The 22,766-nt window shown below is 64.2% G+C and carries 23 protein-coding genes and 1 pseudogene; 11 read left to right on the top strand and 13 right to left on the bottom strand.

Annotated features, from left to right (window positions below):
- Positions 1 to 4 precede the first annotated feature (4 nt).
- Complete coding sequence (locus M8523_RS11695; RefSeq protein WP_282585042.1) at positions 5 to 1,309, bottom strand: glycosyltransferase; 1,305 nt, start codon at positions 1,307 to 1,309, stop codon at positions 5 to 7.
- 171 nt (positions 1,310 to 1,480) lie between these two features.
- Between M8523_RS11695 and M8523_RS11690 the strand changes: the two genes are divergently transcribed.
- Positions 1,481 to 1,813, top strand: coding sequence for a response regulator (locus M8523_RS11690; protein ID WP_282585041.1), 333 nt, complete (start codon positions 1,481 to 1,483; stop codon positions 1,811 to 1,813).
- Positions 1,814 to 1,889: 76 nt separating this feature from the next.
- On the opposite strand, the gene M8523_RS11685 is transcribed toward M8523_RS11690, so the two are convergent.
- The gene (locus tag M8523_RS11685) at positions 1,890 to 2,285 is read right to left on the bottom strand and encodes a response regulator (RefSeq protein ID WP_282585040.1); all 396 of its coding nucleotides are present in this window, start codon (positions 2,283 to 2,285) and stop codon (positions 1,890 to 1,892) included.
- A gap of 391 nt (positions 2,286 to 2,676) precedes the next feature.
- Between M8523_RS11685 and M8523_RS11680 the strand changes: the two genes are divergently transcribed.
- The 3 genes from M8523_RS11680 (at position 2,677) to M8523_RS11670 (ending at position 4,852) form a co-directional block, all read left to right on the top strand.
- Complete coding sequence (locus tag M8523_RS11680; protein ID WP_282585039.1) at positions 2,677 to 3,624, top strand: sugar kinase; 948 nt, start codon at positions 2,677 to 2,679, stop codon at positions 3,622 to 3,624.
- A complete protein-coding gene (gene eda / locus M8523_RS11675) occupies positions 3,621 to 4,256 on the top strand; it encodes a bifunctional 4-hydroxy-2-oxoglutarate aldolase/2-dehydro-3-deoxy-phosphogluconate aldolase (protein ID WP_282585038.1) in 636 nt (211 codons plus the stop codon). The genes M8523_RS11680 and eda overlap by 4 nt, the downstream gene beginning before the upstream one ends.
- 116 nt (positions 4,257 to 4,372) lie before the next feature.
- Entirely contained in the window at positions 4,373 to 4,852 is a 480-nt protein-coding gene (locus M8523_RS11670; protein ID WP_282585037.1) for a hypothetical protein, read from the top strand.
- Between the two features lie 154 nt (positions 4,853 to 5,006).
- On the opposite strand, the gene M8523_RS11665 is transcribed toward M8523_RS11670, so the two are convergent.
- From M8523_RS11665 to M8523_RS11655, 3 genes are all read right to left on the bottom strand, one after another.
- Entirely contained in the window at positions 5,007 to 7,379 is a 2,373-nt protein-coding gene (locus M8523_RS11665; RefSeq protein WP_282585036.1) for an efflux RND transporter permease subunit, read from the bottom strand.
- A 482-nt stretch (positions 7,380 to 7,861) separates the two neighbouring features.
- Positions 7,862 to 8,503 (bottom strand): 5,6-dimethylbenzimidazole synthase, encoded by a 642-nt coding sequence (bluB, locus tag M8523_RS11660; protein ID WP_282585035.1) that lies wholly within the window; start codon positions 8,501 to 8,503, stop codon positions 7,862 to 7,864.
- A complete protein-coding gene (locus M8523_RS11655; protein ID WP_282585034.1) occupies positions 8,500 to 9,216 on the bottom strand; it encodes an RluA family pseudouridine synthase in 717 nt (238 codons plus the stop codon). The genes bluB and M8523_RS11655 overlap by 4 nt, the downstream gene beginning before the upstream one ends.
- 75 nt (positions 9,217 to 9,291) lie before the next feature.
- Here M8523_RS11655 and ftsY point away from each other — a divergent pair, with 75 nt between their 5' ends.
- From ftsY to M8523_RS11640, 3 genes are all read left to right on the top strand, one after another.
- Positions 9,292 to 10,536: a signal recognition particle-docking protein FtsY gene (ftsY, locus tag M8523_RS11650; RefSeq protein WP_282585033.1), complete on the top strand. Its 1,245-nt coding sequence runs from the start codon at positions 9,292 to 9,294 to the stop codon at positions 10,534 to 10,536.
- 16 nt (positions 10,537 to 10,552) lie between these two features.
- The gene (locus tag M8523_RS11645) at positions 10,553 to 11,179 is read left to right on the top strand and encodes a septation protein A (protein WP_282585032.1); all 627 of its coding nucleotides are present in this window, start codon (positions 10,553 to 10,555) and stop codon (positions 11,177 to 11,179) included.
- A 92-nt stretch (positions 11,180 to 11,271) separates the two neighbouring features.
- Positions 11,272 to 12,570 carry an MFS transporter gene (locus tag M8523_RS11640; protein WP_282585031.1) on the top strand — a complete coding sequence of 433 codons (1,299 nt, stop codon included), beginning with the start codon at positions 11,272 to 11,274 and terminating at the stop codon, positions 12,568 to 12,570.
- Positions 12,571 to 12,670: 100 nt separating this feature from the next.
- Here the strand turns inward: M8523_RS11640 and M8523_RS11635 are convergent, their stop codons facing one another.
- The 3 genes from M8523_RS11635 to M8523_RS11625 all read right to left on the bottom strand — a co-directional run bounded on the left by M8523_RS11635 (position 12,671) and on the right by M8523_RS11625 (position 15,985).
- Positions 12,671 to 13,345 carry a class I SAM-dependent methyltransferase gene (locus M8523_RS11635; RefSeq protein WP_282585030.1) on the bottom strand — a complete coding sequence of 225 codons (675 nt, stop codon included), beginning with the start codon at positions 13,343 to 13,345 and terminating at the stop codon, positions 12,671 to 12,673.
- An 8-nt stretch (positions 13,346 to 13,353) separates the two neighbouring features.
- Positions 13,354 to 14,583: a BtaA family protein gene (locus tag M8523_RS11630; protein ID WP_282585029.1), complete on the bottom strand. Its 1,230-nt coding sequence runs from the start codon at positions 14,581 to 14,583 to the stop codon at positions 13,354 to 13,356.
- A 229-nt stretch (positions 14,584 to 14,812) separates the two neighbouring features.
- The gene (locus M8523_RS11625) at positions 14,813 to 15,985 is read right to left on the bottom strand and encodes a dimethylmenaquinone methyltransferase (RefSeq protein WP_345894244.1); all 1,173 of its coding nucleotides are present in this window, start codon (positions 15,983 to 15,985) and stop codon (positions 14,813 to 14,815) included.
- A gap of 452 nt (positions 15,986 to 16,437) precedes the next feature.
- On the opposite strand from M8523_RS11625, the gene M8523_RS11620 reads away from it, so the two are divergent.
- From M8523_RS11620 to M8523_RS11610, 3 genes are all read left to right on the top strand, one after another.
- Positions 16,438 to 17,061, top strand: a complete 624-nt coding sequence (locus tag M8523_RS11620) for a nucleotide-binding protein (protein WP_282585028.1) — start codon at positions 16,438 to 16,440, stop codon at positions 17,059 to 17,061.
- Positions 17,062 to 17,104: 43 nt separating this feature from the next.
- A complete protein-coding gene (locus M8523_RS11615; RefSeq protein ID WP_282585027.1) occupies positions 17,105 to 17,440 on the top strand; it encodes a hypothetical protein in 336 nt (111 codons plus the stop codon).
- Positions 17,441 to 17,568: 128 nt separating this feature from the next.
- Positions 17,569 to 18,021 (top strand): CsbD family protein, encoded by a 453-nt coding sequence (locus M8523_RS11610; protein ID WP_282585026.1) that lies wholly within the window; start codon positions 17,569 to 17,571, stop codon positions 18,019 to 18,021.
- Between the two features lie 87 nt (positions 18,022 to 18,108).
- On the opposite strand, the gene M8523_RS11605 is transcribed toward M8523_RS11610, so the two are convergent.
- From M8523_RS11605 to M8523_RS11590, 4 genes and pseudogenes are all read right to left on the bottom strand, one after another.
- Positions 18,109 to 18,498 carry a YsnF/AvaK domain-containing protein gene (locus tag M8523_RS11605; protein WP_282585025.1) on the bottom strand — a complete coding sequence of 130 codons (390 nt, stop codon included), beginning with the start codon at positions 18,496 to 18,498 and terminating at the stop codon, positions 18,109 to 18,111.
- Between the two features lie 71 nt (positions 18,499 to 18,569).
- Positions 18,570 to 18,791 (bottom strand): DUF2171 domain-containing protein, encoded by a 222-nt coding sequence (locus M8523_RS11600; protein ID WP_282585100.1) that lies wholly within the window; start codon positions 18,789 to 18,791, stop codon positions 18,570 to 18,572.
- Between the two features lie 63 nt (positions 18,792 to 18,854).
- Positions 18,855 to 19,304: pseudogene (locus M8523_RS11595) on the bottom strand (YsnF/AvaK domain-containing protein); the annotation flags it as partial.
- A 713-nt stretch (positions 19,305 to 20,017) separates the two neighbouring features.
- Positions 20,018 to 20,920 (bottom strand): SDR family oxidoreductase, encoded by a 903-nt coding sequence (locus tag M8523_RS11590; RefSeq protein ID WP_282585024.1) that lies wholly within the window; start codon positions 20,918 to 20,920, stop codon positions 20,018 to 20,020.
- Positions 20,921 to 21,132: 212 nt separating this feature from the next.
- Between M8523_RS11590 and M8523_RS11585 the strand changes: the two genes are divergently transcribed.
- Complete coding sequence (locus tag M8523_RS11585) at positions 21,133 to 21,417, top strand: hypothetical protein (RefSeq protein ID WP_282585023.1); 285 nt, start codon at positions 21,133 to 21,135, stop codon at positions 21,415 to 21,417.
- Between the two features lie 18 nt (positions 21,418 to 21,435).
- On the opposite strand, the gene M8523_RS11580 is transcribed toward M8523_RS11585, so the two are convergent.
- Positions 21,436 to 22,746: an MFS transporter gene (locus tag M8523_RS11580; RefSeq protein WP_282585022.1), complete on the bottom strand. Its 1,311-nt coding sequence runs from the start codon at positions 22,744 to 22,746 to the stop codon at positions 21,436 to 21,438.
- Positions 22,747 to 22,766: the final 20 nt, after the last annotated feature.

The following is a 22,766-nucleotide window of genomic DNA, read 5'->3' as shown; positions in this document are numbered from 1 at the left end:
TCGCTCATGCCGGACGAAGACGTGCGGAACGACTGGACATCGGCTCAGGCTGCATGAAGGGGTGCCCGGTACGCATGACGGCCTCGATGATCGCGACTGCCGCGCTCACGCCGCCGGCTGTGGCCATCGAGGCCGCGATCGACCGGGCGCGGCCCGCGATGTCGGCGCTGTCCAGGATCTCCCGGATGGTTTGCGAGAGCCGCTGCCGGGTCAGTCGGCGGCGCGGGAGGGATCGGCCCAGGCCCGCATGGACGACCCGGGCCGCAATGGCCCCTTGCTCGAAAGCAATCGGCACGATCAGGAGCGGCACGGCCGCGGCGGCGGCGTCGAGCACGGTGTTGAGGCCGCCATTGGTGATGGCGAGGGCAGCGTGCCGCAGCAGTGCCTGTTGTGGCACGAAAGCGCGAACGATCGGCGAGCCGGGCAGCGAAGCCGCCTCGGTGGCATTGAGGCGGCCCCCATGGGCGATCACGAGGTGCAGGCCGAGATCCGCGCAGGCTTCCGCGATACGGCGGAACAGGTCGACGCGTCCGCCCTGGAGCGTGCCAAGCGATGCGAAGACGAGCGGCCGGTCGCCGCGCCGCAGGTCTTCGACATCGTCCAACGGCCCGGTGCGGCGGAGCGGCCCACAGGCATGCACGGTGGGCGGCACGTCGGAGCGGGGAAAGTCGAGGGCCGGGATGATCTGGGTCAGATCGGCGAAGGGCGAAAGGCAGTCGTCGAGCGAGCCTCGCTTGCCGAGGCCGAGCCTGCGCGCCTGCCGCGCGATGGTACGCGCCATCGGCCACATCAGCAGGTCGGCCACGCGATAGCCGCCTCTGTTCCGGCGGAGACCCTGCGGCGAGGGATCGTAGGGCCAATCGGTGAAGGGCGGCGGCAGCGTCGGGTCCCGCCGAATCGGCAGCGCATTGGCGACCGACACGAACGGCAATCCGAGATGCGCCGCCACCAGACCGCCGGCCGGCTCGAGCTGATCGGTAATAATGCCGTCGACCCGTCGCGCGCGGCAGGCCTCCGGCAATTCGGCGCAGAGCATGTCGGTCGTCCGCGCCATATCGGCGAGAATCGGGAAGAGGCCAAAACCGCCAGGCGCCGCCATGTGGGCCGTCATCGACGCCAACCGGCCTGGTGGATGCGTGATGCCGCCCAGCCCCGTGAATGAACCTCCCTGGCCGCCCACGGCCGCCTCCATATCGGCCATGCCAAAGAACGTGGCTCGATGGCCGGCCTCGACCAGAGCCGCCGACAAGGCCAGCATGGGATTGAGATGCCCAAGGAACGGAGGAACAACGAAGGCGAAATGGCTCATGCCGTCCTGTTAGTCGTCGTACCGACATGTCGGCTGAGCGTGCCCACGAGCGGCTTGCGGGGTCGCGATCCCATGTCTACAACGGGACGGGGCTGGAAGAAAGTTCTGGGGACATCGGTTGTGAGTGTGGTGGGGGAGAAAGACGACGCACTGGCAGGTGCAAAGATTCTCGTGATCGAAGACGAAATGCTGATCACGATGCTTCTGGAGGACATTCTGGAAGAGCTCGGATGCCAGGTGGCGGGCTCGGCCGTCAATGTCCGGCAGGCCGAAGACCTCGCCATGAACGCGACGGCAGATGCCGCGATCCTTGACGTCAACCTCGGCGGAGACCCGGTCTATCCCGTGGCGGAGAGGCTGATCGAGCGAAACATTCCGTTTGTGTTCGCGAGCGGCTACGGCTCCGCAAATCTGCCCGACCGATGGCAGAATCACCCAACGTTGCCGAAACCTTTCACGGCCGATCAGGTCGAGACGGTTCTCCGAACCCTGCTCAAAAGGTAAAGGCCGGCTCCGAAGTCGGGGATGCTCTCCATCCGGGCCGCTCGGACATTTGGCCCAGACGTCTCGATCGCTCCAGTCAGCGCGGCCGCACCGCCTTTTGAACGAAGGCGATTACTTCCTGCGGCTTCCAGGGCTTCGGCATGAACTGCGCGTTTTTGGGCAATCTGTAGGGCCGTTCGAGTGCGACACCGGACGTGACGCAGATGGCGATCTGCGGCCACCGGACGGCCACGAAAGCCGCCAATTCGATGCCGTTCAAGGGACCGCGCAGCCGGACATCGGAAAACATGGCCGCGACCCGCTCGGCATTCTCTTTGAGATAATCGAGCGCGGCATCGACGGAATCGACGGCAATCGCCGTCAGACCCGCCTCTTCGATCATTTCGAGAGCCATATCGGCCAGAAGAGCATCGTCCTCGACGACTAAAATCACGGACCCCTTACCCATGCCATCGCCCTTCTGCCCGATCACCTCGGGTATCCGCCCGCTTGCAGCAGGCTCGTCCTCGCTGGGGTCGTCTGCCGTCGTCGTCACAGGGGACCGAAGTGAAGGCTCATCACCGTGTTCCCTTCAAGCGAATCAGGTCAAGCGCAACGGGAGCGATCGACTTCAAAGTTCTGGAACACCGATGATGTTCCCTTGTTTTCAAGCGAACGCAAGCCACCGACGAAAAAGAAACTTGCGCCTCCAACGATGCAGTCCAGTGTCCGACAAGACCGTCGTTCAAATTTAGTATCACGAAGTGTCATAGGTTCATGAGCGGCAATCCGTGAATGCGAGCTGAATGAGGCGCCGGTTCCAAACAGCCGCCGAGGGCTTTCGGCGCTGACACGGGCTCCGCTTTTCCGTTATTTCGAGATCCATGACAGACATCTTTCCTCCCCCGCCCGCCCTTCTTTGCTTCGGCGAACCTCTTATGGAATTCGCCGAAGCGTCCGGCCAGGAGGGCTCAGTCATGCGGCTTGGCTATGGCGGCGATGTGAGCAATGTGGCGATCGCCGCCGCCCGGCAGGGTCTTTCCGCGGGCATGATCGGAGCGGTCGGCGACGATGCCTTCGGAGGCAAGCTTCAGGCCCTTTGGGACCGGGAGGGCGTCGATCGCCGACACGTTCTGCGGCCCGGCGGTTCGCGCACCGGCCTTTACTTCATCACCTACGAGGCGGCCGGGCACGTCTTCTCCTATGCGCGTGACGGGTCGGCCGCGAGCCGCTACACGCCGGCCGACTTGCCGACGGCAGATATCGCCGCCGCGCGGCTGTTCCACGCGTCGGCCATCAGCCAGGGCATCGGGCTCGGCCCCTGTGACGCGACTTTCGAGGCCATCCATCTGGCCCGCGAAAAGGGGGTCTCGATCTCCTACGACACCAATCTCCGGCTGAAACTCTGGCCGCTCGACCGGGCTCGTGCCATCATCCATGCCACGGCGGCGCTCGCCGATATCCTGCGTCCCGGCCTCGATGACGCCAGGCTCCTGACCGGGCGCCAAACTCCCGATGCCATTGCGGATTTCTACCTCGGACTCGGGCCGCGCATTGTCGTGTTGACGCTCGGATCGGAAGGATGTCTCGTTGCGACACCCGCGAGGCGTGAGGTTATTCCGTGCCTCCCGGTCGCCTTCGTGGATGCCTCCGGGGCCGGCGATACGTTCACGGGTGCGTTTCTGGCCGAGTATGCGAGAACGGGTGACGAATTCGCTTCCGCCCGCTATGCCAACGTGGCCGCGGCCTTGAAAACGCGCGGCATCGGCGCGATCGAGCCCATTCCGCGTCGGGCGGAAGTTGAAGCTGTCTTGTCCGGAGAACCAGCATGAACGATACGGCCACCTTCTCGGCGCTTCTCAACGGCAACAGAGCCATTCCGGTCGTCACGTTTCGTGGGGTGGAGGATGCGGTTCCGGTCGGCCAAGCGCTGATCGCGGGCGGGGTCGGCGTCATCGAGGTGACGTTGCGCACCGCCGCCGGGCTCGAAGCTCTGCGCCGGCTCAGAACCGAATGCCCCGGGCTTGTCCTCGGGGCCGGAACCATCCTGGACAAAGCGCAGGCCGAGGCGGCCGTCGCGGCGGGAGCGCGCTTCCTGGTGTCACCAGGCCACACGGCCAAGCTGGTCGACTGTGCCAAGAGCATCGGCGTGCCATGGATGCTGGGCGCCACATCGCTCTCGGAGGTCATGGACCTTCGCGAACATGGATTCCTGGTTCAGAAATTCTTTCCGGCCGAGCCGATGGGCGGCATCGCGACATTGAAGGCGATCGGGTCCGTCTTGCCCGACGTCAAATTCTGCCCGACAGGCGGCATCGCAGCCGACAAGGCGCACACCTATCTGGCGCTCCCCAATGTCATCGCGGTCGGAGGATCCTGGTTCGTACCGGCCGCACCGGTCGATCCGGCGACGATCACAGCCGCGGCACACCACGCCGCCGCGACGCTGAACAAGGGCGCATGAACAGGCAGGGGCTGAGCCGCTCGGAGATCGCGGAAAATCAGCCTCATCAAAGTCGCAAAGACGCGTGATCTCTGGCATGTAGTGTCGCAACACGCTGAGAGGATGAGGGGCATTTTATGATCGGACGCATCGAAGTCGCGGGACTGGTGATGATTGCACTGGGCTCGACCGGCGCTATCGCGCAAAGCGGCAGTCCGTTTGCCAGTCTTTCGGGTTCCTGGTCAGGGGCCGGGACGATCTCCATGAATGACGGTCACAATGAGCGCATCCGTTGTAAGGCGACCTATGAGGTCACGCCGAGCGGCATCATCATGCACCAGAACCTGCGGTGCGCGAGCGACAGCTACAAATTCGAGGTGAAGAGCAGCCTTCAGGCCGACGGCTCCAACATCCTTGGAACTTGGACGGAAACCACGCGCCAAGTGACCGGGGATGTGACCGGCACGATCCAGGGCGGCCAGATCTCGACCTCGGTGAAGGGCACGGGCTTCTCGGCCACGCTCGGGGTGACCACGCGGGGCAACTCGCAGAGTGTCTCCATCAGACCGACGGGAACCGATATCCAGTCTGTGCAAATCGAGATGAAGCGCGCCTAAACGTCAGGCGTCGGGGACGAGGATCGACGTATCCCGACATGCGCTACACCGCCTGACCCGTCGCGAAGATCGAAGCGACGCGCAGGCACATCTCATCTGGACGTCTCTCCAAACATGGCCCGGACCTCAGGTTCGGGCCATGTTGATTTAGAGCCTATTCCGCGGCCCGTGAGTGGATCGACGGTTGCCCACGGCGCGAGCCGCGCAAGTGAATCCGCAGGAAGCTGATCGTCGGCCGCAAGATGAGGAAGTCGGCCACGAGCGCCGCCATCATGGCAAAGGCCGAGAGCCAGCCGAAGGTACGCAGTGAGGGCAGGTCCGAGAAGACCGTGACGGCGAGCCCGCAGGCCAGCACGATCGAAGTCAGAATCAGCGCCGGTCCCATCAGCACGGTCGCGCGCTCGACCGCGACGGCCGGGTCGGCCGCATAATGCTCGTCGTCCTCGTGCCGTAGGCGGTTGAGGAAGTGGATCGTCGCGCTGAGGCCGAGGCCGAACGACACGGTCAGGGCCACGACGCTGATAAACTGCAGCCCCTCGCCCATCCACCAGAGCACCGTGCCGGACAGAACGACTGGGAAGATGCCGGGCAGGATCGAGGCCAGCATCACGGTGATCGACCGGAACGCCAACCCGATGAAGGCCGCCACGAACAGGAATTCGAGTGTGAGGCCCCGGTTGAGCTTTTCGATCATCGCCGACGAGTTGCGCGCCGCGATCACGGCGAGGCCGGTCACGGCGATCTGATAGCCCGGATGAGCGACGCGAATCGGAGCCAACGCCGCGTCGAGCTGGTTCACCACGGGAAGCAGTCGGCTCGAATCATGATCCGGGATGCGGCCTGACACCAGCACGGCGCCATGGTCCGGCGCGATAAAGCGCTGTGTGAGATGGGCCGGCAGCAGGTCCACATATTGTTTCAGCGTGGCGACGTCATCCTTGCCCAGTTTCTGGGACAACCACCGCTGCAGCGTATCGAGCGACCAGACGTTCCCCACCCCCGCCTGTTTCTCGACCGTCTCGTGCACCTGGTCGATCACGCTCAAGGTCTCGGGCGAATAGAGATCCGCTCCGGGCGGGAACTGAACATAGACGTCGATCGGATTGGCGCCGGAAAGCTTGTTGTCGAGCTTGCCCGAGGCCTGGACGGCCTGCTCCTTGTCCGGCACCTGATCGGCCAGCCGGTAGCTCGGCTCGAGATGCGCGTAGAACACGCCGAGACCGGCCACGACCAGAATGCCGATAATGCTGTAGAGCCCCGGCCGCGCGACCATGCCGTGGGCGATCCAGGCGCAGAAGCGGCGCAAGGCCTGCACGCCCGTGTCGGCGTTCTTGCCGGTCTTCAGCCTGGTCATGTCGCCGCGCACGAGAAGCACGCCCAGCAGCGGCGCGAGCGTCAGCACGGTGACGAGCGCGATGAGGGTCGAGATCAGCCCGGCTTCGCCGAAGGTGCGGATCAGGTCGGATTCGGTGAACATCAGCGCCGTGAAGGAGAGCGCCGCCGTCGCATGCGTGAGGACGCAAGCCGGTCCCACCACGATGATGGCATTGCGGAAGGCCTGCACCTTGTTCTCACCGGCAATCAACCGGTCGCGTGCCGCGAAGGTGAGCTGCATCGAGTCCGAAAAGCTGATCACCATGATGAGCGGCGTCATCACGTTCAGGAACATATTGAGCCGAAAATCGAGCCAACCCAGGGCCCCGAGCGCGAACAGGATGGCGATCAGCGGCGGTCCGGCCGCGATGATCATGAAGGACACGCGGCGGAAGAACAGGATCGCGACGAGGCAGCCCGCCACGAAGCCTATGGTGTTGTAGAGCAGGCGGTCGCGCTCGACCGCATTGCGGATCTCGAGCTGCATCACCGGCACGCCGGAGAGCTCGCCCTTGAGGCCGGAGCCGGCGAGATCCTCATCCATCATCTTGCGGATATCGGTGACGATCCCGTTGAGCTTGGTGCTTTGGGTGACCGAGGGCTCGAGCGACAGGACGATGAGGGCCAGAGTGCCATCGTCCGACAGAAGTTTGCCGCGGATGATGTCATTGCCGCGGATCTTGTCGATCAGGGCCTGATAGTCACCGCCGTCCGGGAGCGTTTCCGGGAACAGCGGCGCCGGGATCCGGCCGTTTTCCGGCGCGGCCCGCGCGGAGAAGAGCGAGATGATGCCACGCGTGCCGTCGACGAGTTGCAAGTCGGTCACGAGGCTGCGTAGCTTGTCGAGATTATCGCGTTCGAGCAACGTCTTGCCTTCGACGACGACCAGAACGTCATATTCGTTCGATGGAAACCGTTTGGTCACCTGTTCGAATTGCTTGAATTCGGGCGTGTCCGAGCGAAACAGCTGGCTTAAAGAATCATCGACGCTGATCCGGCTGACCCCGATTCCGGCCCCGATCGCAAGCGCCGCAAAGATCAACGCCGCCACGAGCGGGATGCGCAGGGACCAGAGCCCGAGCCGCTCCAGCCCGAACGCGATATTGATCGGCCTGGCATCCCCGGGCGGCGTCGCGTCAGTGTGATGACTCAAGATTCAACCTTCCTGATACCGGGCCCCGGATCCGAAGCAGACGCGCCGGAGCGCGGTGGCATCGGGTGACGTGCGCGATCACCAACAGCCTTGCGGCCTCAAAAGCGGAGAAATGACGGCAAAGGCCTGGCTCGTGTGCGCTTGGCATCGCGTGCCCTCCCAAAAGCCGGGCACGCTCCGCTCCCGCGTCATCGTAACCATCGGAAGCATGCGTGGCCAGAGGCGACGGACAGGGGCGCAGCCTCATCGCTGTTTCGGCACCCGATCCTGGGCCTAGAGTGGTCGGATGGAACAATTCCTCCTGCTGCGTAGGCCGCGCTGCGGCCGGATCGAAACGCGCGCAACAATCAGCATCCTTCGATACACCGCCTCGGGCGGACCTCAGGATGAAGAACGTCGGAATTGCTGGACCGAATAGATCACGCAACTCCGACTGGGCATTCTCCGAGTGTCGTGCGCGCGAGGCGGCTCGATCCAGACCGTCAACGGACCAGCAGAACACTTGCCGGATCGCAGCGCCGCTCCCATCCGGCACGTTCCAACGCGGGCGCGTCGTCGGGTTCGAGGGGATAGCCGAGACAGAAGTAGCCGATCAGGACCCAGGCCGGCGGCACATCGAGCGCCGCCGCAACCAAATCGGGTTCGAGGATCGACACCCAACCGAGTCCGATCCCCTCCGCCCGCGCGGCCAGCCAGAGCGTGTGGACGGCCATGACGGCCGAGTAGTCGATGGTCGTCGGCATCGTGAGGCGCCCGAGGCTATGCCCCTGTTCGGTCTCCCGATCCGCAAAGACTGCGAATTGGCAAGGCGCGTCGTCGAGCCCCGCAAGCTTCAGACGGGCATAAAGCCCGGCCTTGTCGTCGCCCTGCCGGCGCAGCGCGTCTGCGTTGCAGCGCTCGAAGGACGCCCGAACGGCCTGTTGACGCACGGCGTCCGCCACCGAGACGAACCGCCATGGCTGGCTGAGCCCGACCGACGGGGCGAGACACGCGACCGCCACCAGACGCTCGAACGTACCTTCGGGCAAATGATCGCGGCGGAACCGACGTACATCCCGTCGCCACGCGAAGAGATCCAGCAGATCGACACGAAAGGCTTCGCCAAAGGCGCGATCGGCGGTCATGTGCCGATATCCAGACGGACGTTTGCAGCCTCACCAGACCTCACCCAGCCGCACGCCGCCAACGCCTCCTCCATGTGCGGGGGAACCGGCGCCACGGCCGCGACCGGCGGTTTTGCGGATGACATGGGGACGCTGATCGACCGCGCATGCAGGTGCAGCGGCGTCGGGCCGCCCCGTCCCGTGCCGTAGATCGGATCGCCCAGGATCGGCCAGCCAAGCGCGGCGCAATGCACCCGCAATTGATGCGTCCGCCCCGTCAGGGGCGCGAGGGCGAGCCATGAGCGACCGTCGGCCCGGCCCAGCAACGTCCAGCGTGTCTGCGACGGCATGCCTTGCGGATCGACTTTCATCCACCAGCCGCGGGTTTCGTCGCGCCGCGCGAGCGGCAGGTCGATCAGCCCTTCGGGCTCGACGGGGCCGCCTTCGACCACCGCCCAGTAGGCCTTGCCGATCTTGCCTTGCTTGAACAGCAATCCGAGCTTCTCCAACGCCTTGCGGTGCCGGCCCAACACCAGGCAGCCGGACGTGTCGCGGTCGAGCCGGTGCGCCAGCGCTGGCGCGCGGGGCAGGCCGAAACGTAGCACATCGAAGCCGTCCTCCAGGCTCGCCCCGCCCTTGGGTCCGCGGTGGACCGGGATACCGGCAGGCTTGTCGAGGATGAGCATCAGCCCGTCACGATGGAGCAGGCGGTCATTAAGGTCTTCCGGGTTCATGCGCAAAGGTCTATCGAGGGCCGGCTTCACCGATCAACACGGGTTTACACCTTTCTTCATGCGGATGGCTGGTTCATGAGCGCCGAGGACACCGATCGCAAGAGGCCCGGCTTCTTCCGCCGCTTCTTCGGCGGCGCGACGGCGCCGGCCGAGCCTGAGCTGCCGCCGGACGACGAGGTCGAGCTCCTGACACCCGAACAGGAACTGGTGGAGCGCACGGCCGTGACCGGGCCGATCGAAACTGCTGTCACCCCGGCCGACCTGATCGAGGTCTTCGATGAGCCGGCTGAGACGGAAGGAGAGGCCGCGCCGCCTCCAGTGCCCGACCGAATGTCCGCACCGGCGAGCGAGGAGCGCTCTCTTCCCTCTCCTGACTCCACAAGGGAAAGCGGGGACCCAGAGCCGACCGGCTGGCTGTCCCGGCTCCGCAAAGGCCTGTCGCGTTCGTCGTCGTCGCTCGGTCAGGGGCTCACCGGGATCTTCACCAAGCGGCGGCTCGAGTTGTCGACCGTCGAAGATCTCGAGGACCTGCTGATCCAGGCCGATCTCGGTGTGACGACCGCGTTGCGCATCGTCGACACGGTGCGCGACGGGCGCTTTACCAAAGGCGTCGGAGCGGAGGACGTGCAAGCCATCATCGCCAACCATGTGGAGCGTGTGCTCGATCCCGTGGCAAAGCCCCTTGTGATCACAGGCCCAAAGCCTTTCGTGATCCTGGTGATCGGCGTGAACGGATCGGGCAAGACCACGACGATTGGCAAGCTTGCAGCCAAATTCACGCGGGAAGGCCGAAGCGTGATGCTCGCGGCCGGCGACACGTTTCGGGCCGCGGCCGTGGAGCAGCTCAAAGTTTGGGGCGCGCGGATCGGCATTCCCGTCGTATCGGGCGAGGCGGGCGCGGATGCCGCCGGCCTTGCCTTCGACGCCTTCAAGAGCGCCCAGGCGGCCGGCACCGACGTCTTGCTGATCGATACGGCGGGGCGCCTGCAGAATCGCGCCGAGCTCATGGACGAACTCGCCAAAGTGCTGCGCGTGATCCGCAAGATCGACGCCGACGCGCCTCATGCGGTGCTTCTGGTGCTCGATGCCACTGTTGGCCAGAACGCCATGAGCCAAGTCGAGATTTTCGGCCGGGTCGCGGGCGTGACGGGGCTCGTGATGACCAAGCTCGACGGCACGGCGCGCGGCGGCATCCTCGTGGCCATCGCCGAGAAATTCAAAGTGCCGGTCCATTTCATCGGGGTGGGCGAAGGCGTGGACGACCTCGAACCCTTCGCGGCGCGCGATTTCGCGCGCGCCATCGCGGGCCTCGAACGCTGATTCAGAAAGAGACACGATGACCGACACAAAGCCCGAGGCGGCAAAATCGATCCCCGCCGGCGCACCGGCGCCGCGCAAGCTCGACCCCACCCTCAAGCTGCTGCTCGAATTCGGACCGCTGGGTCTCTTCTTCATCGCCTCCTATCGCTACAATCTCCATGTGGCGACCGGCGTCCTGATGGCCGGCGTGCTGGTGACGTTGGCGGTCTCCTATGCGATCGTCCGCCGCGTGCCCATCATGCCGCTCGTGACAGCGGTCGCGGTGCTGGTCTTCGGCGCGCTGACCTTCTACTTCGACAATCCGATCTTCATCAAAGTGAAGCCCACCATCGTCAATTGCATTTTCGGGACGGTTCTGCTCGGCGGCCTCCTGTTCAACCGCTCGCTGCTTTCGGTACTGCTGGACACGGCACTTTCCCTCGACGAGACCGGCTGGCGCAAACTGACGCTGCGTTGGGGAATCTTCTTCTTCTTTCTCGCCGCCCTGAACGAGGTGGTGTGGCGGACGCAGAGCGACGTCTTCTGGGCCGGCTTCAAGGTCTTCGGCACCATGCCAATCACGGTCGTGTTCGCGCTCTGTCAGGTCCCACTGATCCTCAAACATGAGTTGAAGAACCCGGAAGCGACGCCGGATCACTTCTGAACGACCAAGCGGACGGAGAGCCGCATCCTACCCCGGGCAGACGCCACGTGCCGTGTCGCTGTCCAGGTTGGGCTGATGAGGAGAAGATTTTGGTGGAGACTCAGACCGCGATCCGGAAACCGACTCCGGCCGGGATCGTCCGGTGGACGGTGGTTCTTTGGCTCATCGCCGGCGGGATTATTAACTATCTCGACCGCGCCGTGCTTTCCATTGCGGCACCCTCGATGATCACCGAACTCGGGCTCACACGCACGGATATCGGACTCCTCGGGACCGTCTTCGCCTGGACCTATGCGGTGATGCAGTTGCCCGCCGGCTGGCTCATCGACCGGCTCGGAGCCAAGCGTATCTTCGCCCTGGCCATGACGCTCTGGAGCGCTGCCACGATCGCGACCGGAGCCGTAAGTTCACTCGCAGCTCTCCTGGCGAGCCGCTTCGTGCTCGGCATCGGCGAGGCACCTTGCTTTCCCACTTTCGCCAAGCTTACCACCGTCTGGTTTCCCCGCGCGGAGCGCGGACTCGCGGCGGGCCTGTGGGATTCATCGAGCAAATTCGGGCCTGCCATCGCGCCTATCGTTCTCGTCAACCTTTTGGTGGTGCTGGGGTGGCGCCCGCTCTTCTATCTCGCTGGCAGCCTCGGTCTCGTCTATGCGCTCGTCTTCTGGATATTCTACCGCGATCCGGCTGCGGAACGGCGGCTGACTGCAAGCGAGCGAACCTATATCGCGGCGGGCGGTGGCATGGAGGAGCAGAAATCGGCCGTCTCTTTGGCGATCTGGAGCGCCTTGTTTCGCAACCGCACCGTTTGGGCCATGATCGGAGGCTATTTCTGCACGATCTGGATCTGGAACATCTTTCTTGTGTTCCTCCCCCTCTATCTCGTGGACCGGTTCCACCTCTCGCTGTCGCAGCTCGGGCTCTATGCGTCGATTCCTTGGCTGGGCGGCGCCTGTGGCGAGATCCTATCCGGCTTTGTGGGCAAGCAGGTCGTCGAGCGGGGCCTAACAACGTCGATCGATTGCAAGCGTTATACAATCATGGTCTGCTCGTTGCTGGCCGGTGTGGTTGTGGCGTACCTGCCGGGCGTCACCACGGTCTGGGGTGCGATCGCGCTGATGACGGCCGCGCTGTTTTTGATCTCCGCCATCACCGGATCGGCCTGGGCACTGTCCTCCGATGTGGCGCCCGTTGGCCTCACGGCCTCGGTGGGTGCCATCCAGAATTTCGGCGGCTATTTCGGCGGCGCTCTGTCGCCCTGGCTGACCGGCAGCATCGTGGACCGGACCGGCTCCTACGGCCTGGCCTTCACCACAGGCGCGATCATCGCGGCTGGCGCGGCGGTGTTCTACATGCTCGGTGTGCGGAAGCCGATCGTTCTGGACGCGCAGTGACGTTTTGCAGTTCGGATCGGCGTTGATTTGATTGTCCGAGCCAAGCTTGTCGTGATCTTGCGTGCCAGGAGGAGGAGGCTGGTTTTCTAATTGGCCACCTTTAGTGAGAGGCGGCCACAGCAGCATCCGCCCGTTGCAGAACAGCCGCGACCGCATACCCCCCGAAGAGAGGCCGACACTGCAGCGACAGGCCATGCGTCCCGGCCATCGCGGCCAAGGTTGTGGGCAGACTGGCGATCGGATGCACGTGGAAGGCGCGCAGCCAGGCGAAGAGCGCGCGCCGCATGAAGGACGGGTAACCGTCGAGTTGGCCAAAATCGACGATCATGAGTCGACCGCCCGGTGCGAGCCGGGTCGCGGCCTGTTCGAGCGCCGCGCGCCAATCTGGGATCATGGAGAGCGTGTAGGAGAAGAAGATTCGGTCGAACTTCGGCTGTCCGAAGCAGGCCTGCGGGTCGAAGGCGGTGGCGTCCGCCAGCGCCGTCCGGATGCGGCCCCTGAGATTGCGGCGCGTGAAGGCCGCGTTTGCGGTCTGCAACATGGCGGCCGAGACGTCGAGACCATAGAGGTGCGCGGCCGGATAGCGCCGCGCGACGGCCGCGAGGTTACGGCCGGTGCCGCAACCGATTTCGAGAACACTCCCCTGCCCCGGGGCGAGATCCGCGATGAGTTGGTCGCGCCCGAGCAGATAGTAACGTCGGGTGATGTCATAGATGAAGCGCTGGTGGCGATAGATGCGATCCATGAGGGCCGTGGCGACCGGCGCCGCGCCCACGTCCGTACTCAATGTACAGGGCGCAGCGTATAGAGATGGAACCCACCATAAATGGCGGAGCGGTCGCGCGCCGTGAGGTTCCGGCAGCGCGCCGAATCCGTCGACCAGCGGCCAAGGACATCCTCCGGCACGCGGCCGGGCAGCACGCTCGCCTCTCCGGCCGTGCGGAAGATCACGCGGGCACCGGGTCGCGCGGTGCGGGTGATCTCGACCCAAAGGTCGGTCAGGACTTCGTCGGGCATCCAGTCCTGCGCGTCGAGCAGCACATAAGCGTCGAGGCTGCCGGCCGGCCGGCCGCGAAGGTGATCGATAAGGTTGACGTGGCGCACATCGATGCGGTGCGCTCGGGCCTTGATGGTCGAGAAGGCGCTCGCCTCGAGGTAGGGCGGCACCGGCCCGTCGCCCTCCGGCTTGTAGCCGCGTCCAAAGGCGTGCCAGGCGAAATAATTCTCCGAGACATCGAAGTCGCAGGCGAGCTTTTCCAGCCGCTGCCGCAACACGTGGGCGATGGTTTCCCCCTCGCCCGCCTCGGCCGCGAGCGTGTCATATTGGGCGGGCGGAATGCCGAGGCCATACAGGGAGGCGCGGCGGCGGAGCAGCCAGCGGATATGCGGGCGGTCGAAGAAGGGTGCGATATGGCGATCGAAGGCGGCCCGTTGTCCGGCCCTGTCCGTCGCGGCCAGAATGGATCCGAGGTCAACGCGACTGAGGCGTCCCAGCGCCTGGCTCAGCCCAATGAAGCGGCCCAGGAGCCCGTGCCGGTAGAGATTGGTGGCGAAATAGCCATGCCGACGGCGGCCGAGGAGGTCGCGGCCGTCCCAATAGGCACGGGTGTCCGCGTCGAGCGACGGTCGCAACAGCCGCCGATAGACGGCGATGTTGCGCGCCGAATCTGCACGCCCCAGCAGGTCGTAGAAGGTCGCGTGATCTGGCAAGGCGCGCGCGGCCGCGATCTTCAGTTTGTTGAGGGCAACGTGATGAAGGTTGAGATCGACCGCCGTGATCTCGGCCGGATCGGCCGTGAGATAGCTCATGACGTTACAACCGCCCGACGCGATCGCCACCAGCCTGTCGCCCGGCCCGAGCGCCAGGGCCTCCATGTCGAGGACCGGATCCTCCCAGATCTGGGCATAGACCAGACCGCTGAACGCAAGGGTGAACAAACGGTCCTGCAGGCCCCGGAGCGACAGCAACCGATGATGTTCGACCGCGCCTTTGACGCGCCGCCGCGTGGTCACGTCCCCCAATCCGGCCGCGTCGAGGTGTGAAAGTCCAGATGAGCCCACGCCTGCCTGCCTTCGAACGAAGGCGCCGAAACTCGCTGCGGTCCTCGGCGCTCACCGTTCGGCCTAGCAATCACGTGTGACGGACCGGTGACGGGGAGACTACAGTCGCATCTTGCCGCCGGACAATGCCTTCAGCTTGGCTCAACGTGCGGCTGCCTTCGACGCCCTCGGCATAAACAATTTACGCTTTGAACCCTTGCAACGCCGCGAAGGGGCTCTTCGAGAGATCGGGCTTTGGCGGATTGAGGACGGATGCGATCTGCGCCACGGCGTCTGCCAGGGATGTGGCGCCGCCGCTCGGCAACCTGCCACCAGACGCGTCCTTATGGCCGCCACCCGAGAATTTGCGTGCGGTCGCTAGCGCCGTCTCGTTGTTGGAGCGGAATGCCATCGAACCGGAGCGTTGGACGTTGATCACAAGCGCGGCATCGCCGCTCGCCATGATGACGTCGGACACGCGCTGGAACGTGCCCGCATCCAGGCCGAACGACACTTTGGCGCCGCCGTCGATCCGCTGAAACAGGTCTGGCGAGCGGGCGAGCAGAGGCGCGAGCCGCATTCGCGTCGTCATGTCACGATCGTCGTCGCGCTCTCCGGCCAGCATCGTGTCGATGATATGCGCCCGGATGGCCCCGACCTCCCGCTCGATCGTCGCGGGAACGTCCCCCTTGCCGAGACGGACCGCCATTCCGAGAAGCAGGCGGCTAATGAAGGCGTCATGCTGGGGATGGGCGGCAGGAATGAAGCCCGACACATTGTCCCAGAACACTTCGTCGAGCACGAGGGCCTGCCGGAAGATCGGGTGCTCCTTCCGCCATAGATCGACAGCGTCGACGGCCGCGACCAGAGCGGCGATCCCGGCTTCCATCTCGGCGTCCGGCGCATGCGTGGCGTAAAGCTCGCGATGGTCATAGGCCAGCCGCGTCGCGCAACGGGTTTCGTCGACCATGACAACGATCGCGGGATCGTCGAAGGAGAATCGGTTCAGCCCCGGCCTATCGTCTCCGCTGGCGGACGCCGGACGCACCCCTTGCGCGACGAGCTGGTCCACCGAGGAGATGTGATGATCGAGAACGAGCAGCCGGTGTCCAAGCTCCCCTCCCCGCTTGGCATTCATGGCCGCGAAGGATTTGAGGAAAGTGACGGCCACCGGCTCGAGCCCGAGATCGGTCATTACAAGCATTTCGGGCTGTTCGGCGCGCCGGAGGCGCCCAAGCTCCCTCTCGACCACCGGCCCCACATCGGCATAGCGCGCCACATGGACGACCCGATGCACATCGGCGTAGGTGCCGACGACGGTCGAAGCCCCGTAGCCATCGAGATCGTGGTGGGTCAGCTGGGTGATCTTCATCATGGCGGTCCTGTCGAGGGGTGGTGCTACGGCCCCGGCGCCCGCTTCCGGGATGGCCGAGGTCGATATGAAAAACCGCCGCGGTGCGAGAATTGTGCTCTCGTCGCAATGCCAAGCACCGGCGGCACAGATTGACCTCGTCGCGCCCGGGTGGTCAACTCCGGTAGAACCGAAGCAAGTCAGCGCCGATGCTCTGCTTTCTACCACCCATTCCGGCTGCTCCCCAGCCCGACCCCTTACCGGAGCGGACGCCGCCTCGCGTGTCCGAAACCGGACTTATCGTGATCGCCCTGCTGGTGATTTTCTGCGCTCTGTTCGCCCCTTTCGGGTGGTGACCTCACAAGGGGCTTCGACATGAAGGCATCTGCCTTCCGCCGTTCTGCTATCACGGCCGCGTGATTCCGGTATAGATGGGCAGCGGTCCCGTCTTGGGAAAACCGCGCAGCGGCGGGCTCATGAAGACCATTGCCATTCTCTCGCAAAAGGGCGGCACGGGCAAAACCACCCTCACACTGCATCTCGCAGTCGCGGCGCAGCATGCCGGAGTGCCGGCCGCGGTGCTCGATCTCGACCCGCAGGCGAGTGCATCCGGCTGGAAGGACAGCCGGGAGGCGGAAGCCCCCTCCGTCACGTCGATCCAGGCCAGCCGCCTTGGCAAGGCCTTGCAAATGGCCGCCGCGAGCGGCACGGCTCTCGTTCTCATCGACACGGCGCCGCATTCGGCGGATGCCGCCATCGCGGCGGCCGAGGCGGCCGACTTGATCCTCATCCCGTGCCGGGCCGGCATCCTCGACCTCCGGGCCATAGCCGCGACGGCGAAGATCGCAAAACTGGCCGGCAAGCCCGCCTATGTGGTGCTCAACCACGCGCCACACCGGGCGCCGCGGGTCGAAGAGGACGCGCGTGATGCGGTCGCCCAACATGATCTGACCCTGGCGCCAGTCGTCCTGCATCAGCGCGCCGCCTACGGACACGCGCTAACACTGGGGCAGACCGCCGCCGAATTCGAGCCGGACGGCAAGGCCGACGGCGAGGTGCGCGAGCTTCTCGCCTGGGTGCGGACGCAATTAAGCCTTTGACTCAGGCATCGTCCGACATAACGACCAGCATGGAGAGTTTCGCATGACCAAGCGGCCACGCCTGTCTCAGAATCTGCGGCCGCCCCTCGCGGAGGGGCGCGACACGGCGTCTCAATCGCCGCGAACGGAAATCGCTCCGCCCGGCCCTGAAATCGAGGTCGCGCAAGCTCAACCGATGGCACTGCCACCATCCACGCCCAGGCCGGCCGTCTCTCTCCCGCCCGGTCGCGAGCCCGACACGCTTCCGCGCATTTTCGGAGACGCAATGCTGGCTCTGTCGCTTGCCTCCACGTTCGCGTGGACGCAGGGGCTGATGCTCCAATTGCGACTGTCCGGCCACCTCATGAGCCCCCCGCGCGAGGATCACCCGGCACGCTGAGCGCCTGCCCGCCCGCCAACCCGCAACGTCCCCGGCCGATATCGATCTTCGGGTCACGCCCGCGTTTCGCTTCGCGCAACTTCCTTGCCCGCCAATCATTACCCAGTCGGAAGTCGAAGGAGGGTCAGATGGACACGGATCGTTTCAAGGGAACGCTGCAGGACGCCGCCGGCAAGGTGCAAAGGACCGTCGGTGATGTGACGGGCAACACGGGCGATCAGGTCGAGGGTACGTTGCGACAGGTGGCCGGCAAAGCGCAGGATCTGTATGGCCAGGCCAAGGATAAATTGCCCGATGCCGTCTCGGACTATGCTGCGAATGCCGGTCAACATGCCCAGGATGCCGCGCGCCAGGTTGCCGGCAAGGCTCAGGACCTCGCAGGACAAGCGCAGGATCGCTGGCCCGATGTTGCCAATGCGGCAAGCGATTATGCATCGACGGCCTACGATCAGAGCAGCCAATATGCGCGACGGGGCGTGAACCTCGCCCGGAAAGAGATCGAAGAATATCCCTTGGCCGCGGTGTTGTTGGCCGGCGCGGTCGGCTATCTGGCCGCCGTGGTTCTACACGCTCGCCGTTGATGGTTTGACGCAAATATAGACCAGCCACAATCGAGGTTGTGGCTGGTCTTTGGTTAATAGTATTCGTTGCAAGCGAACGTCGATCAATCAACCTTGTGCTGGGCCGAGGCGACGAATATCCGCCGTCTCACGCCGCAGAGTGACCGGGATCTCGACGGTCTCCGCCTTCTGATGTCTTCGGATGTGAATCTCTTCCTTGAGAACCAGCCGCTTCTCGACGACCATGATCTCCTCGAAGATCGGTATGATGGTGAGATCGCCTTCGACACGAGTTTGTGGAACGTCACCCACAATGGCGCGACCGATCGGCACGTGGCTCACTTCGACGACGTCACTTTGAAGCTCCATACGGGCAAGTTCTTCAAATTGCTTGACGCGGGTCTCGACGCGCACGCGCCCAGTCACAACGTCACGCACACCTACATCCGCCACTTCCTCGATGAGTTCGACGGTTTGCGACTCGGTGATGTCGGGCATTGGCCCATCCTTGATCATTTAAAAACCTCCGGCAGGAGACATCAGAACCCTCCTGCCGGGAATCATGTTTCCTACCAACCCGCCTTCGCTGCCACGCTTGTCTTGTTGAGATGTACATGCGCGTCGACATGATCGATCCAGGTCAGCGGAATGTAATGGTGCTGCCCATCAGGTGACGTCGTCTTCGCAAGCTTGATCTTGTCCGGCCCATCAAGGTGATCGACTGTACCGATCTTCGTACCGTCGGAGGCGATCACGTCCATATGCTCGGCAATTCGGCTCGCGTCCGTCACGGCCGAAAATCCGCTTGTGCCCGCGAGGCCTCGATCGGCCCGGGTGTCTTCGACATCCACTTCCGTACGACGAACTTTGTCGGCCAAGGTCTGGCTCTGAGTTTCAACCGTTTTCCGTAGGCTGATCTCTTCCTTGACCCGCGTGTCCTTGGTGATGAACGCCTCCTCGGCGTGTTCCTCGGCCTCGATTACGCGGTCCTTGAAGGCAACGTCGGTGGCTGAGACGGGACGATCCACTGGGCGGCGCTCAACCTGCACCTGCTCGTTGCGCAGGTTCACCTGTTCGCTGATCGGCGTTTCGACCACGTAGCTGCGCAGGCGCACACGACCATGATTGATGTCACGCTTCGCGACCTGCGCAGTTTCCTCGTAGACGGGAATGACTTCGTCATGGCCCGCCTGCAAGGAATCGACCGCCGCGGATGCATTACTGGTCTTCGCTGCCGTCACAGGCGAACTGGTGGCGGTACGGGTCGCTGAAGACGACGTCGCGGTCGCGGATGCCAGCTTCATGTCGGTGGCCGAAGACGTGCGATTGTCCGTGGCCATCGCCCCGGTCGCGGCACCGGTCCAGCCGGACGAGCGCCATTGCGCCTCGCGTTCATCCATGTCGATCGCCCCGTCGGTGTCGAGAATGTCGAGCACGCGCGTGTAGTTGGCTTCCTCAACACGGACCGACAGGAGATATCCTCCGCGGCGCAATCCCTCGGCATAGCCGTGACGGTCCTCGTCAGGCAGAAACAAATCCTTCAGCTCGTCCCAGAATCCCTTGTCTTCCGTCGCAGTGGATCGCTCGGTCACCGTGCCCGACTGGGACCCCTCCGTGAGCGTGATGTGCTCCTTCGGAATTCCAGCAGCGACGAGATCGTCGGTTGCCGTCCGTGCGGCGTCACGGGTGTCGAAGAAGGCCGTGATCGTGCGACTATGAACATCGTTCGTTTGAATGTCTGGCATGTCTTTCATCCCTTGGTAGACTGGCTATTGCAAGTTTCGTCGACTGGTCGACGAGCGCAAAGGTGCTGCTGCACCGCCGTCACCCCCGCGTGGGGCCGGACTGCTTCCGTTTGGGTCAATAAGCCAAACGGTCCTCCCAAAGAGGTGCCAATCTTTGAACAGCCGGATCGTGACCGTTGTTCCAGAGTTGGCGACAATTCTATGGAGACAATGTCGTGTGACCTTGCGGAAACTTACATCGACAGGAGCGCGGCTTTGGAGTGCTTGCCGGTCTAAAGGCTGTTTCCGCCTGTGGCGCCGTAAGTTTCGCCACTGATGTAGCTTCCTTCCTGCGACGCCAGCAGGACATAGACCGGAGCCAGTTCGACAGGCTGCCCGGGCCTGCCCATCGGCACGGAGGAGCCGAATTTTTCCACCTTCTCCTGGGTCTGGCCGCCACTCGGCTGCAGCGCAGTCCAGAACGGTCCAGGTGCGACGGCATTCACCCGGATCCCTTTGCTGATGACTTGGCGCGCCAGCGCCTCCGTAAAAGCCTGGATGCCGGCCTTGGTGGTCGCGTAGTCGACCAACCCCTGAGAGGGATGGTAGGCCTGCACCGAACTCGTGTTGATGATGGCGGCACCGGGGGGCATGAAACGCAGGGCCGCCTTGGTGATCCAGAACATGGCGTAGAGATTGGTCTTCAACGTCTTGTCGAACTGCTCATTCGTAATGTCGGCGATGTCCGACTGGGTGGTCTGCTTGGCGGCATTGTTGACCAGGATATCGATCCCGCCGAGCCCCGCCACCGCCTGCTCGACAAGTGTTTCGCAGAAGCTTTCCTGGCTGATGTCACCCGGCAGCGGCACGGCCTTGCGGCCCTCGGCTTCGATGAGCTTCACGACTTCTTTGGCGTCGGGCTCTTCGCTGGGAAGATAAACCAGCGCGACATCGGCGCCCTCACGCGCATAGGCAATGGCGGCCGCACGCCCGATCCCCGAATCGGCGCCTGTGATGAGCGCCTTTCGCCCTGAGAGGCGCCCATGTCCTTTGTAGCTCAGCTCTCCGTGGTCGGGTTGCGGCTCCATTTTCGTGGCGAGACCCGGCGCGGCCTGCGGCTGTTTCGGAAAGGGCGGCATCGGATGTTGGGTGCGCGGATCTTGCATTCGCATGCGATCTGCGGCCGGATCGATCATGGTGTGGTTCTCCCTGTGTGGGAGTGAACGGTCGAGAATCGCAGGTGGTTCGGGGCGGAAGGTCGCAGGCAGGTCGTCTTGCGCAGATGCGACGATGCGGCGGGTTGCTTCGGCACGAGCGTTGCATGAAGAGTCTATGAAAGCGGCGATTTGGTCGGGCGTAGCGAGTGGCTCTCCTCGCCGCATTGCGTGACAGCAGAGGAGACTGCCTCGTGATTGTCCGACCCGCGTCGCTTTTTCTACTTCTGTCCGCCACGCCTGTGGGCGCGCATTCCTGGTACGATGCCCGGTGCTGCTCGGGACGGGACTGCCATCCCGTGCCCTGCGACCAGCTCCGATCCGGGACCGGGGGCATGCTGACATTCCGGCCGACGGGTGTTCAGTTCAGCAAGGAGAACGTTCTGCCTTCGCAGGATACCCAGTGCCACATCTGCACCTCACGGCCCGAGAGTGACACGGGCTATGGCTATTGTGCCTATGTGGTCCAGGGCTCGTAAGGGTCTGGCTTGCCCGGATCAGACGGTGCCGCGTCGGCGCGGTAGCAGAAGCACCAGCCCGGCCCCGAAGGCCGCCGCAATGGCAAGCGCATAGAGGCTCGCGACGGGCGTTCCGAACTGATGCTCGGCCCAAACCCTGAGGTTCGGGGCAAAGAACCCGCCGAGATTGCCGACCGAGTTGATGGCCGCGATCCCGCCTGCTGCAGCGATCCCGCCGAGATAATTGGTCGGGAAGGTCCAGAAGATGGGCTGGGCGGAAGCGATACCGGCTGTCGTCAGGCACAGTGCCGCGATGGCGATCGCTGGTGACGCATGGGCCGCGATGACAAGCCCGACCCCGATGGCCAGGACGGACACAAATCCGAACAAGCGTTCGTTGCCGGTCTTCACCGCAAGATCAGGCCAGAAGAACATGACGGCCAGCGCAACCGCCCAAGGAATGGCCGAGACCAACCCGACTTCAAGCCCGACCTTGACCCCCAGCAACGCGCTGACCTGCGTCGGCAGGTAGAAAGCCACGCCATAGCTGCCGATCTGCAGCAGGAAATAGATGAGCGTGAAATGCAGCATACGCGGATCGGTGAAGACCTTGCTCAAGGAAGCGGGACCTTCATGGCGTTTCGCACGGTCTTCCGACGCGAGTTCCTGCGCGATGGCGGCGCGCTCACCCGGGCTGAGCCACGTCGCCTGTTCGGGCCGGTCGGACAGGGCCCAGTAGGCGACGATGCCGACGATCGAGGCGACGATCCCTTCGATCAGGTACATCCATTGCCAACCACGCAGACCGAAAGCGCCGTCGAAATCGAGCAAAAGACCGCTGAGCGGGCTGCCGAACATGAGCGAAAGCGGATAGCCGAAATAGAAGAGGCCGAGAATGCGCCCGCGCGTCCGGCGGGGAAACCAGAAGGTGACGAAGAGGATCACGCCCGGGAAGAAGCCCGCCTCGGCGATTCCAAGCAGCACGCGCAGGATGTAGAATGAGGTTTCGCCATGCGCGAACATCGTGGCCGCCGAGACGAGCCCCCAGGTGATCATGATGCGTGCCATCCACCAGCGGGCGCCAACCCGATGCAGAATGAGGTTCGACGGCACTTCGAAGAGCGCATATCCGACGAAGAAAAGCCCGGCACCGAGCGCGAATGCGCTGTCGCTGAGACCCGTATCGGCCTGAAAGGCCTGTTTGGCGAACCCGACGTTCGAGCGATCGAGGAACGCCAACGTGTACATGAGGATCAGGAATGGGACGAGCCTGGCCCGCGCCTTGGCGACGGCGCTGTCGAGATCCCCAGGCGCGGCAGCCGTGATGCCCGGTGTTGCAGTAGCAGACATGACCCATCCCGATATGATCG

Origin of the sequence: Lichenifustis flavocetrariae, assembly GCF_026130545.1 — a bacterium.
GTDB classification, from domain to species: Bacteria; Pseudomonadota; Alphaproteobacteria; order Rhizobiales; family Beijerinckiaceae; genus Lichenihabitans; species Lichenihabitans flavocetrariae.
The sequence above is the reverse complement of the archived record's forward strand: the minus strand, read 5'-3'. Positions and strand labels throughout refer to the sequence as shown.

What these genes read in the sequence shown, in the direction of transcription:
- M8523_RS11580 (WP_282585022.1), bottom strand. Translation starts at nt 22,746, where the DNA reads ATGTCTGCTACTGCAACACCGGGCATCACGGCTGCCGCGCCTGGGGAT.
- M8523_RS11655 (WP_282585034.1), bottom strand. Translation starts at nt 9,216, where the DNA reads ATGAACCCGGAAGACCTTAATGACCGCCTGCTCCATCGTGACGGGCTG.
- M8523_RS11620 (WP_282585028.1), top strand. Translation starts at nt 16,438, where the DNA reads ATGAAGACCATTGCCATTCTCTCGCAAAAGGGCGGCACGGGCAAAACC.
- M8523_RS11680 (WP_282585039.1), top strand. Translation starts at nt 2,677, where the DNA reads ATGACAGACATCTTTCCTCCCCCGCCCGCCCTTCTTTGCTTCGGCGAA.
- M8523_RS11670 (WP_282585037.1), top strand. Translation starts at nt 4,373, where the DNA reads ATGATCGGACGCATCGAAGTCGCGGGACTGGTGATGATTGCACTGGGC.
- M8523_RS11645 (WP_282585032.1), top strand. Translation starts at nt 10,553, where the DNA reads ATGACCGACACAAAGCCCGAGGCGGCAAAATCGATCCCCGCCGGCGCA.
- M8523_RS11610 (WP_282585026.1), top strand. Translation starts at nt 17,569, where the DNA reads ATGGACACGGATCGTTTCAAGGGAACGCTGCAGGACGCCGCCGGCAAG.
- M8523_RS11590 (WP_282585024.1), bottom strand. Translation starts at nt 20,920, where the DNA reads ATGATCGATCCGGCCGCAGATCGCATGCGAATGCAAGATCCGCGCACC.
- eda (WP_282585038.1), top strand. Translation starts at nt 3,621, where the DNA reads ATGAACGATACGGCCACCTTCTCGGCGCTTCTCAACGGCAACAGAGCC.
- M8523_RS11615 (WP_282585027.1), top strand. Translation starts at nt 17,105, where the DNA reads ATGACCAAGCGGCCACGCCTGTCTCAGAATCTGCGGCCGCCCCTCGCG.
- ftsY (WP_282585033.1), top strand. Translation starts at nt 9,292, where the DNA reads ATGAGCGCCGAGGACACCGATCGCAAGAGGCCCGGCTTCTTCCGCCGC.
- bluB (WP_282585035.1), bottom strand. Translation starts at nt 8,503, where the DNA reads ATGACCGCCGATCGCGCCTTTGGCGAAGCCTTTCGTGTCGATCTGCTG.
- M8523_RS11695 (WP_282585042.1), bottom strand. Translation starts at nt 1,309, where the DNA reads ATGAGCCATTTCGCCTTCGTTGTTCCTCCGTTCCTTGGGCATCTCAAT.
- M8523_RS11605 (WP_282585025.1), bottom strand. Translation starts at nt 18,498, where the DNA reads ATGCCCGACATCACCGAGTCGCAAACCGTCGAACTCATCGAGGAAGTG.
- M8523_RS11625 (WP_345894244.1), bottom strand. Translation starts at nt 15,985, where the DNA reads ATGATGAAGATCACCCAGCTGACCCACCACGATCTCGATGGCTACGGG.